At 63.6% G+C, this 16,391-nt stretch carries 8 protein-coding genes; 5 read left to right on the forward strand and 3 right to left on the reverse strand.

The features are described from left to right. The first annotated feature begins 27 nt into the window (after positions 1–27). Entirely contained in the window at positions 28–1,488 is a 1,461-nt protein-coding gene (tldD, locus tag RBA41_RS22760) for a metalloprotease TldD (RefSeq protein WP_099874580.1), read from the forward strand. Between the two features lie 137 nt (positions 1,489–1,625). Here tldD and RBA41_RS22765 read toward each other — a convergent pair whose 3' ends face one another. Further along, on the reverse strand, positions 1,626–4,292 hold the full coding sequence (locus RBA41_RS22765; RefSeq protein ID WP_306626528.1) for a TonB-dependent receptor: 2,667 nt from the start codon (positions 4,290–4,292) through the stop codon (positions 1,626–1,628). A gap of 66 nt (positions 4,293–4,358) precedes the next feature. Beyond that, a complete protein-coding gene (locus tag RBA41_RS22770) occupies positions 4,359–7,208 on the reverse strand; it encodes a TonB-dependent receptor (protein WP_306626529.1) in 2,850 nt (949 codons plus the stop codon). 496 nt (positions 7,209–7,704) lie between these two features. Between RBA41_RS22770 and aroG the strand changes: the two genes are divergently transcribed. The 4 genes from aroG (at position 7,705) to RBA41_RS22790 (ending at position 13,535) form a co-directional block, all read left to right on the forward strand. Then, complete coding sequence (aroG, locus tag RBA41_RS22775) at positions 7,705–8,766, forward strand: 3-deoxy-7-phosphoheptulonate synthase AroG (protein ID WP_306626530.1); 1,062 nt, start codon at positions 7,705–7,707, stop codon at positions 8,764–8,766. A gap of 559 nt (positions 8,767–9,325) precedes the next feature. Next, positions 9,326–12,145 carry a TonB-dependent receptor plug domain-containing protein gene (locus RBA41_RS22780; protein WP_306626531.1) on the forward strand — a complete coding sequence of 940 codons (2,820 nt, stop codon included), beginning with the start codon at positions 9,326–9,328 and terminating at the stop codon, positions 12,143–12,145. Positions 12,146–12,307: 162 nt separating this feature from the next. Continuing rightward, positions 12,308–12,829, forward strand: coding sequence for a hypothetical protein (locus RBA41_RS22785; RefSeq protein ID WP_306626532.1), 522 nt, complete (start codon positions 12,308–12,310; stop codon positions 12,827–12,829). 136 nt (positions 12,830–12,965) lie between these two features. Then, positions 12,966–13,535, forward strand: coding sequence for a VapC50 family PIN domain-containing toxin (locus tag RBA41_RS22790; protein ID WP_306626533.1), 570 nt, complete (start codon positions 12,966–12,968; stop codon positions 13,533–13,535). Between the two features lie 123 nt (positions 13,536–13,658). Here RBA41_RS22790 and RBA41_RS22795 read toward each other — a convergent pair whose 3' ends face one another. Next, a complete protein-coding gene (locus tag RBA41_RS22795; protein WP_306626534.1) occupies positions 13,659–16,277 on the reverse strand; it encodes a TonB-dependent receptor in 2,619 nt (872 codons plus the stop codon). Positions 16,278–16,391 lie beyond the last annotated feature (114 nt).

Genomic DNA, 16,391 nt, shown 5'->3' on the forward strand with positions numbered 1-16,391 from the left:
GCTGATCCACACTGAAAGACCCGCAAAATGACCCCGTTCGAACCGAATCTCTCCTCCCTGGCTGTCGCGCGCGATGTGCTGCTGACGCCATTTGGCCTCGATGAAGGCAAGCTCCTCTCCACCCTGGGCACGATGTTCACCCACAAGGTCGATTACGCCGATCTGTATTTCCAGTTTACCAAGAGTGAAGGCTGGAGCCTGGAAGAAGGCATCGTCAAGACCGGCAGTTTCTCGATCGACCAGGGCGTCGGCGTGCGCGCCGTATCGGGCGACAAGACCGCTTTCTCTTACTCCGATGAAATCTCGGAACGCGCCCTGCTCGACGCGGCCGCGGCCACGCGCACCATTGCGCGCGCCGGCGCCGGCAAGATCAAGGTGGCGTCCTCGATGACGCCGGTGGGCGGACGCTCGCTGTACCTGCCCAACGATCCGCTGGCATCGCTCGACGCGACGGCCAAGGTCAAGCTGCTTGAGCGCGTGGAAAAAATGGCGCGCGCGAAAGATCCACGCGTGGTGCAGGTGATGGCGGGCCTGGCCGGCGAATACGATGTGGTGCTGGTGGTGCGCAGCGATGGCGTGCTGGCGGCCGATATCCGGCCGCTGGTGCGGGTCTCGGTGACGGTCATTGTCGAGCAGAACGGGCGCCGCGAAATGGGCTCCTCCGGTGGCGGCGGGCGCTACAACTACGGCTATTTCGACGACGTGGTGCTGGAGCGCTACGCGGAGGAGGCGGTCAAGGCGGCCGTGGTCAATCTCGATGCGCGTCCGGCCCCGGCCGGGCCGATGACCATCGTGCTCGGACCGGGCTGGCCCGGCGTGCTGCTGCACGAAGCGATCGGACACGGGCTCGAAGGCGACTTCAACCGCAAGGGTTCGTCGGCATTCTCGGGCCGCATCGGCGAGCGCGTTGCCGCCAAGGGCGTGACCGTGGTCGACGACGGCACCTTGGCCGACCGCCGCGGTTCGCTCAACATGGATGACGAAGGCAATCCGACCCAGTGCACGACCTTGATCGAAGATGGCATCCTGAAGGGTTACATCCAGGACACGATGAATGCGCGCCTGATGAAGATGCCGGTGACCGGCAATGCGCGGCGCGAATCGTTCGCGCACCTGCCGATGCCGCGCATGACCAACACGTATATGCTGGGCGGCGACAAGGACCCGGAAGAAATCCTGGCCTCGGTCAAGAACGGCTTGTACGCGGTCAATTTCGGCGGCGGCCAGGTCGATATCACCAACGGCAAGTTCGTGTTCTCGGCCAGCGAAGCGTACATGATCGAAAACGGCAAGGTCACCTATCCGGTCAAGGGCGCCACCCTGATCGGTAACGGTCCGGACGTGCTCAACCGCGTATCGATGATCGGCAACGACATGCGCCTCGATTCCGGCGTGGGCGTGTGCGGCAAGGAAGGCCAGAGCGTGCCGGTCGGCGTGGGCCAGCCGACCTTGCGCATCGAAGAGGTGACGGTGGGCGGCACCGCGTAAGTTTTTCAAGGCCGGCTACGTTTCAGCAGCGTCAGGCAGCGTCATTGCCGGCGCTGTTACACAAAGGGTGCACTTGCGGTGCGCCCTTTGTGCTTTCCGGCCGGCCTTCCCGCTGGCGGCACTCGCCAACGTCGCACTCAGAACTTGTACGTTGCCCTCACGTAAAACGTCCGTCCGAGCGGATCCGTGTAGCGCGGATCGTAGCCCTGCTGGAAGGTCGTACTCTGGACCGTGAAGGGCGGATCGTCGTCGAGCAGGTTCTTGACGCCGGCGGTCACGCTGACCTTCTGGTTGGCCGTGTAGGTGCCCGCCAGGCTCCAGGTGGAGTAATGTCCCACGCGGCCGGGCACGAGCCCGTTTTCATCGGGCTGGTCGTCGTAACCGGACAGGTAGCGGTTGGACAGGGTCATGTTCAGGGGACCCCGGGTCCATCCCAGGCTGGCGTTGTGACGCCAGCGAAATACCGGACTGGCATCGGCATAGCGCCCCGCGTTGACGGTGAACGGCCCGTTGCGCTCGTTCTGGTAGTCGTAGCGGTCGACCCAGGTGCCATCGACCCCCAGGGTGAAGTTACCCCACTGGCCGCGCTGCAGGCGCCACAGCAGTCCCAGGTCGACCCCGCGGGTCTTGACCTCGCCCAGGTTCTGGGTGATTGTCAGCACGTAGTCGAGCCGGGTGCGGGCGGCATTGTAGACATACAGGTTCTGGTATTTCTGGTAGTTGCCGAAGATCGATTCCTCCGCCAGTGGGCTGATCTGGTCCTTGAGGCGGATATCCCAGTAGTCGAGCGACAAGGTCAGGTCGCGCGTCGGTTCGAGCACGATCCCGGCGCTGTAGGTGCGCGAGCGTTCCGGTTTGACGTCGGGGTTGCCTCCCTGACGCTGGTTTTGTTGCTGGTCGCAGGCGAGATTGGGATTGGCCCCGGGAGCCGCCGTACCGCCCGGACACAGCACCGGATCGTCCCAGGGGCTGCTGGTGTTGGTGGTGGTTTGCGGCCCGTGCAGATCGTACAGGGTGGGGGCGCGGAAGCCCTTGTTGAACGAGCCGCGCACCAGTACCTGCTTGCTGGGCTGCCAGCGCAGCGCCACCTTGGGGTTGAAGCTGTGGCCGAAGTCGGTGTAGTCGTCGTAGCGCGCGGCCAGGTTGACTTCGAGGTCCTTGATGACCGGGATGTTGAACTCGGTGAACACGGCGCCGATGTTGCGGCTGCCGCTCTGGTCCTGGGCGTCGGCGTAGCCGGAACTGGACGCCTGGCTGGCCAGCGCGCGGTTGACGCGGTAGTCGGCTTCGTCGCGCCGGAATTCGCCGCCCAGCGCGAAGCCGAGCGGGCCGGCGGGCAGGTTCATCAGCTCGCGGCTGGCCTTGAAGTCGATGGCGCCGCTCTTGATCTTGGCGCGCAGGTATTCGCCCTGGAGCAGCGACTGGCGCAGGTAGTCGTTGCCGGCCGGGGTCTGCTCGCCGAACGGGTTGAGCAAGCCGTTGCCCACGCCCTCGATCATGCGCGCATCGATCACGTAGCCGTTGGTAAACGCGCTGCGCGCCCGCCCCACCGCGTACGACAGGCCGGCGTTGTAGTCCCAGCCGCCCATCGTGCCTTCCATGCCGGCCAGCAGGCGGTCCGACAGGCTCACGTCGAGGCCTTCGCGCTTGCCGGTCACCAGGGGCCGCCAGCTGACGTCGAGCGGCTCGCCGGTCAGGCCGGCCACGGCCGGGGTGATGCCGGCGCCCGGATAGAAGGGGCTGGTATTGGTCATGGTCAGGCCGATGCCGGCCAGCGGCGGCGGCGCCACGCGCGCTTCGTTGGTGCTGCGGCTGTGCAGGTATTCCAGGGTGGCGGTATGGTCGGCGCCGAGTTTCTTGCTGAAGCGGCCGAGGAAGGTTTCCTGCTTGGTCAGCGGAATCAGGTCGACGAACTGGGTGTAGTCGAAGCGGCAGCTCGGCCCGCCGGTCAGGTTGGGGATCGAATAGGGCGGGCGGCACCCGCTGGCAAAGCTGGGATTGCCGGAGATGTCGTTCTCCGAATAGAAGTTGGCGGGGAAGGTGGTGCCGCTGGTCTGGTACATGCCGCGCTCGGGGCGCACGCCGGTGCGCGCGAAGTCGCGGTCGGTGGCCGTCAGCGCGGACTGGCGGTGGAAGTCCACAATGCCGAGCACGTTGTAGCCGTCGGTGGCCAGGTCGCCCCAGCCGCCGATGACGTTGATCCGCTGCTCGTCGCCGCCCCCCGAGCCAACCGGTTCGTACGCTTCCACGCTCACTTCCAGGCCGCGGTAGGAGCGCTTGGTGACGAAGTTGATCACGCCGCCGATGGCGTCGCTGCCGTAGATGGCCGAGGCGCCATCGCGCAGCACCTCGACCCGGTCGAGCGCGGCGACGGGAATGATGTTCAGGTCGACCGTGTCGGCAAAGAAGGGGTGGTTGGCCAGGCGCCGGCCGTTGAGCAGCACCAGGGTCTTGTCGCCGCCGAGGCCGCGCAGGTTGGCCGTGGCGCGCCCGCCGGTGCCGGAGCCGACCGACTGGCTGGCGCCGGTCGAGGTCTGGTTCATCGGGATCGTGGCCAGCACTTCCTGCGCGGTCGAGAGGCCCTGCTTGGCGAAGTCTTCGGCGCGCAGCGAGGTGATCGGCAATGCGGTTTGCGCCTCGAGGCGCCGCCTGATCGAGGTGCCGACGATTTCGACTTTTTGCATCGTCTGGGAAGTGTCGGCGGGCGCCTGGGCCTGTGCGGGCAGGGCCAGCACGCCGGCGCCGAGAAGGGCGCCGCCGGCGCACAGGCCGCGGATGGCGGCGGGTAAGGCTTTTTCAATCATGGATTGCTCCGGTGGTTAAACGGTTGGTGAAAGGGTGCTGCTGAAAGTTGCTGCTAAAACGTGCGGCTAAAACGTGTAGCGCACGCCCGCCGTGAAAAAACGCCCCACGGCGCCGGCATGGTCGAGCGGGTTATAGGCGGTGGCGCCATACGTCAGCGGGTCGAGCGGGGCGATCTGGTCGAAGATGTTTTGCGCCGTTCCGAACACCTCGATGCGTGGCGCCGGCTTCCAGCGCACGGTCAGGTCGACCGTGGTGAACGATGGCAGTTCGCAGTCGGCCGGGGCCGGGTCGCCGTTGGCGAAGTGGCTGGCGCAACCAGCGGGGTCGTTCTTGAACAGGGTATTCTTGAGGTCGCCGCGGTAGTTCAGGTTGGCCGACACGCGCCAGGCCGCGCGCTCCCATGACAGCCTGAAATTGACCCGGTCGTCGGGCGTGCCGATGCAGTTGGTGACGTCGCAGTTGCCGTGCGTGCCGGCGTAGTCGCGCGTGCTGCCGTCCTGCTCGGTACGCTGCCACTTGAACAGGTGCGTCCACTTGACATCCATGCTCGCTTCGCCGGTACCCGGCCCGAAGTCGAAGTGCTGGCGCAGGTCGAGGTCGGCCCCGCGCACCTGGGTCCGCGCCGAATTGACGTAGCTGGCCAGCACCGCCGTGATCGGGCCGGGGTCGCCGGGACGGGCGGCGCTGCTCGGATCGCGCGCGATGCGGCCCGCCGCGATGGCGGCGTCGCTCTGCTCCTGGTTGATGTCGTTCTTGCGCTTGACTTCCCACAGGTCGAGCGCGATATTGGTGCGCCGGTAGGGGTCCCACACCATGCCGACGTTGATGCTGCGCGATTTTTCGGGCGACAGCGCCGGGTTGGGCGAGGTGATGATCGCCACCGACGCCGGGCTGCAGGCGATCTCGATGCCCAGGGCGCAGCGCAGCGGGTCGGCCGCGGTGGAGTACGCGGCCAGGCCGCCGACCCCGTTTTCGGCCGTGCTCGGTGCGCGAAAGCCGCGCGCGTAGGTGCCGCGCAAGGCAAACTGGCGCAGCGGCGTCCATTTGAGGCCGAACTTCGGTGTGTAGGAGTCGCCCGCGTCGGTGTAGTGGTCGGCCCTCAGCGCAGCGGACAGTTCCAGTGTGCGGTGCACGGGCGCGAGCACCTCGCCGTACAGCGCGGCCACGTTGCGCGCGCCCTTGTAGGCCGAATAGCCCTGGCCGACGATATTGCCGCGCCCGGTGCCGGGGACGGCTTCCAGATCGGCCGTTTCGCGGCGGAATTCACCGCCGAACGCGATGCCGAGATTCCCGCCGGGCAGCTCGGTCAGCTGGCGCGAGGCGCGCAGGTCGATCTGGGCGATGCGGCTCTTGGCGTCGTTGGCGAGCGTCGGCGCCAGCGCCGCGTACAGGGCCGGCGAATTGAGTCCGGCGTTTTCGGCGATGCGCCAGACGCTACCGGGGGGCAGCGCGGCATAGGCCGGATTGGCGCGCGCCGCCGCCACATTTTCCGGGCTCGGATTGAGCAGCGCGAACAGGACGTCGCGCTGCGGGTAATGGCTGCGTTCGCTACTGACCTGGTTTTGCGAGAACAGCAGGGCGGTGTCGAGCTCCCACGGGCCCATGCTGCCCTTGGCCCCGAGCAGGAAGCGCACGAAGTCCGAGTCGGTCTGGCTCGTGCGTGGGCCGAGGTCGGCCGCCATGTAGCGCAGCCGCGCCGGCCTGCCGAAGTACGGATTGTCGGGATGGGCCGCGCCCAGCGCCACGGCGGCGCTGTTGACCGGCCCGGCGGGCGAGCCGACCGCGCCGCTCACCGCCGACGGCGTGGAAGACGATGCCGATTCGCTGCGGTACAGGTTCAGCTCGGCGTAAGTCTGCAGCTGCGGGGTGGCCTGGAACGTGGCGCGCCCGAAAAAGTTGATCCGTTCCTGGCTGGGCTGGATCTGGCCGTACAGTTGCGCCGCGTCGACCAGGCAGCCGCCGCCCGGGTCGCCCTGCGGATGGCGCGTGAAGTTGGCGCAGGCCGCGCCCGGAAAGATGCGCGTGAAGCCGGCCCCGGCCAGGTTGCCGCGGTTAAAGTAGTCGAGCGTATCGGGGTTGCGTACATTGCCGTTGATGGCGCTGCCGGCGGCATTGTTGATGGTGATGGCGCCGGTGCCGCCGAGCGACTCCTGGGCGCTGAAACCCCACGGGCGCAGGTCGCCGCGCCCGATGTGGCCGCGCCCGGCGCGCTCGCGGTTCCAGATGGCGCCGCGCCGCCCGTACTCGAGGCTGGCCAGGACGTTGTAGCGGTCGGCGTCCAGGTCGCCGCTGCCCCAGGTCACGGCGGCGACGCCATCGTTGCCGTCGCGCTCGCGCGACTGGCCGAAGCTGGCGCGCAGCGCCGTGCCGTGAAAGTCGCGCCGCAGGATGACGTTGACCACGCCGGCGATCGCGTCCGAACCGTAGATGGCCGAGGCGCCATCCTTGAGCACTTCGATCCGCTCGACCGCGTCGGCCGGGATGATGTTCAGGTCGGAGAACATTTTCTGGCCATCGTCGGCCAGGCCGTAGGGCGCCACCCTGCGCCCGTTGAGCAGGACCAGGGTGGAGGCGGCGCCCAGGCCGCGCAGCGAGATGCCGGAGGCGCCGCTGGCGAAGCCGCTGCCGAAACTGGACGGCACCGAACCCTGGTTGTCGACGGCCAGGGTTTGCAGCAGTTCGGCCACCGTAGTTTTGCCGGAACGCTCGATATCGTTGCGGTTCAGGGTGATGACGGCGGCCGCGGTTTCGGCCGTGGCGCGCGGGATGTGGGTGCCGGTGATTTCCACCCGTGGAATGGGACCGGGCGGCGCCGGGGTCTGGGCCTGGACGGCCAGCGAGAGCAGGGCCAGGCTGGCACCGCCGCCGCCGGCGAACAGGCGCCTTAGCGAACACGAAATGACGGATTCTTTCATTGCGGACTCCGGAAAACGGTTGACTGTCCAGCCCGCTTCGCCCCGGGATGACCATGATCTAGGTCAATCTATCTATTTGGAAAAGTTGACCGGGGTTTGATCTGGCGCAAGGATCGGTTGAGGACTGGATGGACCGAGTTTTGCACCGGGCGCGCCGGCACAACTGATCTGGATCAAACGTGACAGGCATCGGCGCGCCCATTGTGGGGAAGGCGCAACCGCTTGTGGCGTATCGCCTTGACGGAAGCCGATAAAACAGCTTGCCAAATTGCAGGAATCGTTGTTATAGTCGTTGCACCACTTTTGGATTCTTGCCATGCACAACGTCGTTTTCTTTACCTGCTACTTTTACTTTAGCAATTCCAACCCAAAGGCGGTGGAGTAGCGGCAGGTTCACGTAGCAACGACGAGATCTTGCAACATCCAGAAAAACCGCCAGCCATGGCGGTTTTTTTTTAGCCCATCCATTTTGAATGACCCAGCCACGGAGAACAGCATGCCCCGCACCGACGATCTACGCATCCGCGAAATGAAGGAATTGACGCCGCCCTCCCACCTGATCCGCGAGTTTGCCTGCGGCGAGCGCGCCGAGCAGACCGCCAGCGCGTCGCGCGTGGCGCTGCACCGCATCCTGCACGGCCAGGACGACCGCCTGATGGTGGTGATCGGCCCGTGCTCGATCCACGATACCAAGGCGGCGATGGAATATGCGCGCCGCCTGATCGGCGAACGCGAGCGTTTCAAGGACGAGCTGGAAATCGTCATGCGCGTGTACTTCGAGAAGCCGCGCACCACGGTCGGCTGGAAGGGTTTGATCAACGATCCGTACATGGACAACAGCTTCCGCATCAACGACGGGCTGCGCATGGCGCGCGAGCTGCTGCGCGACATCAACGAGCTGGGCTTGCCGGCCGGTACCGAGTACCTGGACGTGATCAGTCCGCAGTACATCGCCGACCTGATCAGCTGGGGCGCGATCGGCGCGCGCACCACCGAGTCGCAGGTGCACCGCGAACTGGCGTCCGGGCTGTCCTGTCCGGTGGGCTTCAAGAACGGGACCGACGGCAACATCAAGATCGCGGTCGAAGCGATCAAGGCGGCCTCGCACCCGCACCATTTCCTGTCGGTGACCAAGGGCGGGCATTCGGCGATCGTCTCGACCAACGGCAATGAGGATTGCCACGTCATCCTGCGCGGCGGCAAGACGCCCAACTATGACGCGGCCAGCGTGGAACTGGCCTGCCAGCAGATCGCGGCACTCGGCCTGGCGGCGCGCCTGATGATCGACGCGTCGCATGCCAACAGTTCCAAGAAGCCGGAAAACCAGGTGCCGGTGTGCGCCGACATCGCGGCCCAGGTGGCCGGCGGCGACGAGCGCATCGTCGGCGTGATGGTCGAGTCGCATCTGGTGGGGGGGCGCCAGGATCTGGTGCCGGGCAAGGAACTGGTCTACGGCCAGTCGATCACCGATGGCTGCATCGATTGGGACAGCAGCGTGGCCGTGCTCGAAGGCCTGGCTGCGGCCGTGCGCCAGCGCCGCCTGCGTCAGGACCCCTGAGCGTTCGTTGACTGTTGCGCGGGGCTGCGCCGGCACCCCGCTGTTTTCCCGAGGCGCCGCCGGCGGCGGCGCCGGCCTGCGCGCAGGCGTATCGAACGGCGCCAGCGCCCGCAGGGCGCGCTTCAATCGTGCCGAATGTGCCCCCGCGACGAGCGGGCACGGCTTCGCATTGCAAACCACGGCAATCAATTACCTTTATTCAATCACAATTTCCTGGCCTGCATGTAAAAAAATGCCCCGGAAACGTATGCAGGACACCAAGCCTGTTGTTTATATACATATTCGGTATTTACCGTTGACATCAATTATTCCCGTATGTTTCTATCTTGGGCTTGATTGGCAAAAAGGCATAGCCGAACGCCAATTGACAAGTCGCTCTAAGCGAAGTGAAGAAGTTCAGCCGACGGAGACAGCGCTACCAAGAACTCGGCTGGTTGTACCTTGCAACGGAAGACTCCGCAATCCGGAGCCGGCCACCGCAAGGTTCGCTACTTAAATTGATGCACCCTCCAAAAGATGGTGTTAATACTAATATTTTATAAATCAAGGGATTTCACACATGATGACAGAAACCGTTTTATCGCGTTCACTGCGCCTGGTTTTCTCGGGCGGTATCGCAGTCGGCCTTGGCCTCGCAGCGTTGCCTGCCGTGGCGCAGACCGCTTCCCAGGACAATTCGATGCAGCGCGTCGAGATCACCGGCTCCTCGATCAAGCGCGTCGCCGCTGAAACCGCACTGCCTGTCACCATTCTTCGCCGCGAAGACATCGAGCGCACCGGCGCCACCTCGGCCCAGGATCTGGTCAACCTGATTCCGGGTAACTTCGGCGGCAACGTGGCCTCCAACAACGTCGGCGCCTCCGGCGTGCCGTCCACCGCCAACCTGCGCGCCCTGGGCGCCCGTTACACGCTGGTGCTGCTCAACGGCCGCCGCGTGGCTAACTATGCAGTGGGCAACTACCCGGTCGACCTCAATTCGATTCCGCTGTCGGCCATCGAACGCATCGAAGTGCTGCGCGACGGCGCCTCCGCCGTGTACGGCGCCGATGCGGTGGCGGGCGTGATCAACTTCATCCTCAAAAAAGACTACAAAGGGATGGAAGTATCGGCCTACAAGACCCACGTGGACCAGGGTGGCGGCAACACCACCAGCTTCAACCTGACCGGCGGCTTCGGCGACATCGCGACCGACCGCTTCAACGTGCTGTTCAGCGCCAACCACGAAGAAAACGACAAGCTGCGCGCCTCCGACCGCAGCTTCTCGACCAGCGCGGTGCGTCCGGACCTGGGCATCAACAAGTCCTCGCCGCGTAACGGCGTGCCCAACCTGAATTTCAACGATTCGCTCGGCAACAAGTATGTCGGCGTGAATCCTTACCGCTACAACGGGTGCAAGAACGACGAGTTCAGCCTGGTGGTCATCAGCGAAAAAGGCTGCGGCACCGATTACGTCAAGTACATCGACCTGATGCCTGAGGCCAAGCACGACAACCTCGTCACCCGTGGCGTGTTCAGGATCAACGAAGGCCTGGAACTGTTCGCCGAAGCGTCTTACACCAGGGACAAGATGATCGCGGCGGCGTCGCCGGCGCCTTACACCAAGCCGATGACGTATCCGGCCAACGGCCGTTTCTATCCGAAAAACATCACGCTGCCGAAAGGCCTGGTCCTGCCAGCTGGCTACAAAATGCCAAACGGCACCGTCACTACGGCGGAGACCGTCCTCGCGGCCGACATGGATGTGACGCCGACCGGCCCGATGACCGGTACCTGGCGCACCGTCGCCGGTGGCGGCCGTAACGACCTGACCAAGACCGAGAACACCCGTGTCGTGGTGGGCGCCAAAGGCACTCTGGCGGGCTGGGATTACGAGACCGCGCTGACCTACGCCAAGAACGAAGTCGAGATCCAGTTTGGCCCAGGCAAGTTTGGCTATGCCAAGTTGAAACCGCTGGTCGATTCCGGTGAAATCAATGTGTTCGGCACGCAAGACGCGGCCAGCCTGGCGGCGTTGCTCGGTTCGCAACTGAGTGGCTTTGAAAATGGCGGCCTCTCGACCTCCAACGAGTTCGATTTCCGCATGTCCAAAGAACTGTTCAACTTGCCTGCTGGCGGCGTGGGCTTTTCCGTTGGCACATCGTTCCGCAAGGAAAAGCTGACCCAGACTTCCTCCCCGGTGCTGGCCTCCGGTGACGAAGTCGGCGGCGCCGGCGAAATTCCTGGCGTGAGCGGCGACCGTAAAGTCTTCGGCCTGTTCTCGGAAGTGGTCGTGCCGGTCTTCAAGAGCCTGGAACTGACCGCTGCCGCGCGCTACGACAAGTACAAGAACGGTTTCGGCACCGAATTCGACAACCTGAGCCCGAAACTGGGTTTCACCTTCCGTCCGAGCACCGTGATCATGGCGCGCGGTTCGGTGGCGCGCGGCTTCCGCGCACCGACCCTGGTGGATAACCTGAATCCAAAGGCGTTGAACAACACGTCGTCGAGCTTCAGCGATCCGGTGCGTTGCCCGAACGGTGTGCCAATCAACAGCGTCAATCCGGTTGGCGAGCTGCAGGACGAATGCTCGGTCCAGCTCGATGTCCAGAACAGCGGCAATCCTGACCTCAAGCCCGAGAAATCGAAGCAGTACACCCTGGGCCTGGTATTCCAGCCTGTGTCCACCATCAGCGGCTCGATCGACTATTGGAACGTGAAGATCGACAAGTCGATTAACGCGATGTCGGAAAACACAGTGTTCGGCGATCCGGTTGCCAACCTGGCGCAGTTCTACCGTTATGATCCGGCCACCGATATTGTTTATCCAGGTAGCAACAACAAGGACTTCCCGCTCAAATATGTGGCCCTGCCACGCGTGAATACCGGCAAGTTCTACGCCGCTGGTGTCGACCTGAACCTGAACTATCGCCAGAAGATGGGCGACATGGGCACGGTTGGCGCGAACTTCGATTCGACCTACTACACCAAGCACGGCTACCAGTACCAGGGCGAGAAGGAAGTAAGCGATCTGGGCAACTACAAGGATTTCGGCCCGACCCCGCGCTTCCGTCATACCCTGGGCCTGACCTACGGCATCGGCCAGTGGAATACCTCGCTGACGCATAACTACACCAAGGGTTATTGGGACTACACCGATCCAGCGGAGATCGGCCCTACATACCCTGAGCTGCGCAAAGTCGGTGCCTATTCGACCTTCGATGCCACCCTGGGCTGGAAACCGATGAAAAACGTGAGCATGACCTTCGGCGTGAAAAACATTGCGGACGAGGATCCACCATCGTCGCGTAACGGCGCCAACTTCCAGGTCGGTTACGATCCAACGTTCACCAACCCGCTGGGCCGCACGTTCTACGCACGTCTGAACTACAAGTTCCTGTAATTGCCGGGGTGCGCGGCGGTTGACAGACAGCCGTCGCGTACTCTTGTAAGAAACTTGTATGACGTAAAAAACCCCGCCGGACACGCTGTCCGGCGGGGTTTTTTCTTTGGCGCCTGCCGCACCTCTGAACTACAATTGAAACGGTAATAAGGGAGGCATTCCATGACCGCCGTTTTCAAAAAGAACCCGCGTACCCACTCCATCGCGTCCGACCCGTTGGCTGGCATCGCGGAAGCCCTGGTGTCGAAGTTGCCGAGCCTGGCGGCCGAGACGCCACAGCAGATTGCCGATGCGCTCCATGAGCTCTTGGACGGGCAGGATGACTCGGCGCGTCACATGCGCATCGTTATGCAGCGTTATTTGGCTGACGTCGGCTTACTCCATGCTAAAGCGCCGTCTGAAACCGCGTTTGCCCACAAAATGTTGACGACCGAGGATGCAGCCGCGCTGATGCAATGCAGCCTGCCGTATGTCGCGATGCTCATCGATAACAACAAGCTGGAGGGGGCGTTGGTCGCAGAGGACGGACCACGCAGTGTTCCAGAAACATCGGTGCGCGCCTGGATTGCGCAGCGCGATGCTAATGCTGCGCAGTCCGACTACCGGGCGGTCGCCGCCGAGACCGGCATGTATGCGATTCCTGACGCAGCATTTGCGGACCTGAAGACCCGCCGGCGAAACTGAGGTGGCGCTCGACCACCCTCTGTCTCCTGGCGGCACCACCCACGCGTTGCTCGACGCAAATGTCCTATTGCCGCCGCGGCTCTCCGACATCTTGTTCGATTTGTGTTTGCTAGGCTTGTTCTCCGCGAGATGGAGTGTGAACATCGAAGCTGAATTCTTGCGCAATTGGCCAAAAGTCGCTCTCAAACAGGGTAGAGGCACAGCGTCACGCATGGCCGGACAGACTATCGCCGAAGAGAAAAAGGCGGAGAAACGTTTGGCTTGCTACAAGGGGGCTGTTGCCGAACATGCAGTCTTCGGACATGACAATCCGGCCATGCTGGACAAGGTGCCAAGTGCTGTGGATCCGCGCGACAAGCATGTCGCTGCAGCCGGGTTGGTGTTATTAAACTACGCCCTGCAGTTCAATGAAAAAGATAAGGTTTTTATCGTGTCGAGCAATCTCAAGCATCTCGCAGTGCCTGACATGGCGCAGCTTGGCGTTGGCGTTGTCTCGCCGGGGCAATTTATCGATAATCTCGCCCAAGCTGACAGTGCCCGGGTTGGTCGTGCCTTGAACAATTGCGTGGGCAGCCTCGACAATCCGCCTTGCACTCGCGCACTTCTCCTGGACGCGCTGCTCTTGCATGGGGCAAGGAAAACCGTCCAACATTTTTCGCGTGAATGGGGGGTAACGCCTGCGTTGACAGGTGCGCGTCGCAAGTGAACAATGCGTCGCGAGGCGACATGCGCCGTGGTATCGGGAAAGGAACCGCCGCGCCTGCGGAGGGCCAGCGAAGACGAAAAAAAACCGCCGGACTGCGGCGGTTTTCTCGTCAGCTGAAAACGCTTAAAACGCGTAGCTGGCGCGCAGATACACGGCGCGGCCGATCGGGTCGCTGAAGCGCGGATCGTAGCCCTTCTGGAACAGGGTGCCCTGGTTCGAGAACGGCGGCTGTTCGTCCAGCAGGTTTTTCAGGCCGGCGGTCAGGGTCAGGCCCTTGATGCCGCTGTAGCTGCCCGACAGGTTCAGCAGGCTGTACGCCTCGACCTTGTGCTTGAACTCATCGGCGACCTGGTCCTGATCCTGGTACGAGGACTTGAACGATTGCGACAGGTTCGCGCCCCACGGGCCGCTGTTCCAGTTCAGCGCGGCGGTGTGCTGCCAGCGGAATACCGGCGCCATGTCGGCGTAGCGGCCCACGTTGTGCACGAATTCGCCATTGCGCTCGTTCTGGTAGTCGTACTTGTGCACATAGGTGCCGTCCATCGTCACGGTGAAGTTGCCGACGCTGGTGCGCGGCAGGCGCAAGGTCATGCTGACGTCGACGCCGTCGGTCTTGACTTCGCCCAGGTTGTTGAGGAAGTTTTCGATCGCATTCGGCGAGCCGTCCGGATTGCGCAGGAACAGCGCCTTGTACTTCTCGTAGTTGCCGTAGATGGTTTGCTCAGGCAGGGCGGCGATCTTGTCCTTCAACTGGATGTTCCAGTAGTCGGCGGCGATCGTCACGCTCGGGATCGGCTCGATCACGGCGCCGAACGAGAACGACTTCGATTTTTCCGGCTTCAGGTTGATATTGCCGCCCTGCAGCTTGAACTGTTGCAGATCGCAATCGCGCAGCGGATTCGAGCCTGGCTGGGGCTTGCCGCCCGGGCACAGGATCGGATCGCTGTAGCTGTCGTTGGTATCGTTGCGCGACGGCGGACCGTTCTTTTCAAACAGGGTCGGGGCGCGGAAACCGGTGCTGGCCGAGCCGCGCACCAGCAACTGCGGGGTCGGCTGGTAGCGCAGGCCGATTTTCGGGTTGGTGGTGTTGCCGACGTCGCTGTAGCGGTCGTAACGGGCCGCCAGCTGCACTTCGAGTTCCTTGGTGAACGGCAGGTTCAGTTCGGTGAACACGGCCTGGATGTTGCGCGAGCCGGTCTTCGACAGCGAACCCGACAGACCCGAGCTCGACGCTTGCGAGGCGATCGCGCGGTTGACGTTGAAGTCGGCCGTCTCGCGCCGGATTTCGGTGCCGACCGCCACCGCCATCTGGCCGCCGCCCATCGGCATCAGGTCGCGGCTGGCCTTGAAGTCGAACGCGGTGTTCTTCACTTCGGCGCTCTGCACGCGCCCGCGCAGGGCGGTGCTCTCCAGATAGGTCTTGCCGGCCGCATCCTGCAGCGCGAACGGGTTGAGGATGCCATTGGCCACGCCGGCCGCGAACGCGGCGTCGGCCACGTAGCCGCCCACGAAGTCTTCGCTCGACTTGGACATCGAGTGCGACAGGCCGCCCTTGTAATCCCAGCCTGCCAGCAAGCCTTCCATGCCGAACACGATGCGGTCGGCCTTGCCTTGCGAATCGATGGTGCGCTGGCCCGATTCGAGCGGACGCCAGTTGATCGACAGCGGTCCGCCGGACACGCCGCTGGTCGGATAGTACTTGCTGGTGTTGGTCATGATCAGCCCGGTTTGCGGCGGCGGCGCCGTGCGCGAGGTCACGTCGTTTTGCGAATGCAGGAATTCCAGGCTGGCCAGGTGGTCGGCGCCGAGCTTCATGCTGCCGCGCGCGAAGATGGCCAGTTGTTCCTGGTCGGGCATGCTGTCGATCTGGCGCGTGTAATCCTGGCGGCAGATGCCGGCCGCGTTCGGTACCGAGAATGGTGGATTGCAACCAGTGGCCCAGCCCGGATTGCCGGACTTGTCGGCGCCGGCATCGTAGTAGTTGCCGGGGAAAGTGGTGCCGGAAGTCAGGTTCAGGCCGCGGCTCGGGACGATGCCGGTCTTCGAGAATTCGCGCTGCTGCGAGTTGATCGATTTCTGCTTGTGCCAGTCGACGACGCCGAAGACGTTGAAGCCGTCCTTGTCGAGGTTGCCGAAGCCGGTCGACAGGTTGACGCGCTCTTCGTCGCCGCCCGCCTTGCGTGGGCGTACCAGTTCGCCGGTGATGGTGGTGGTGTTGACCGAGCGCTTGGTGATGAAGTTGATCACGCCGCCGATGGCGTCGGTGCCGTAGATGGCGGAAGCGCCGTCGCGCAGCACTTCAACGCGGTCCAGGGCGGACAGGGGAATCATGTTCAGGTCGACGCTGGAGCTGTCGTACGGGTGGTTGGCGAGGCGCCGGCCGTTGAGCAGCACCAGCGTCTTGTCGCCGCCCAGGCCGCGCAAGTCGGCGCTGGCCTGGCCGCCGGTCGGCAAGCCGCTGCTATTGCCGCCAACGACGTTGCCGCTGCCCATGGTGGTCTGGTTCGATGGAATGCGCGACAGCGCTTCCTGGGCCGTGGTCAATCCCTGCTTGATGAACTCGTCGGCTTTGATGACGCTCAGCGGCGTGGCGGTTTCGCTTTGCATGCGTTTGATCGACGATCCGGTGATCTCGACGCGCTGCATTGGCTGGCCGTCCTGTGCGAACGCCGCGCCTGCGAGTCCGCCGCCGGCAGCGAACATCGCGCCCAACGACAGGGATAATACGGTTGGCTTCATCATGCTGTTCAACTCCATCCAAAAGTGAGAGGGGACTATAGAATCATCAGGTAGTGCGGGTGTCAATCGTGCAAGATTCCGTTTGATCAAAATACAACGGAAATGGCTAAATTGTTT

The sequence above is a fragment of the Massilia scottii genome (assembly GCF_030846495.1).
Classification (GTDB): domain Bacteria; phylum Pseudomonadota; class Gammaproteobacteria; order Burkholderiales; family Burkholderiaceae_D; genus Telluria_A; species Telluria_A violaceinigra.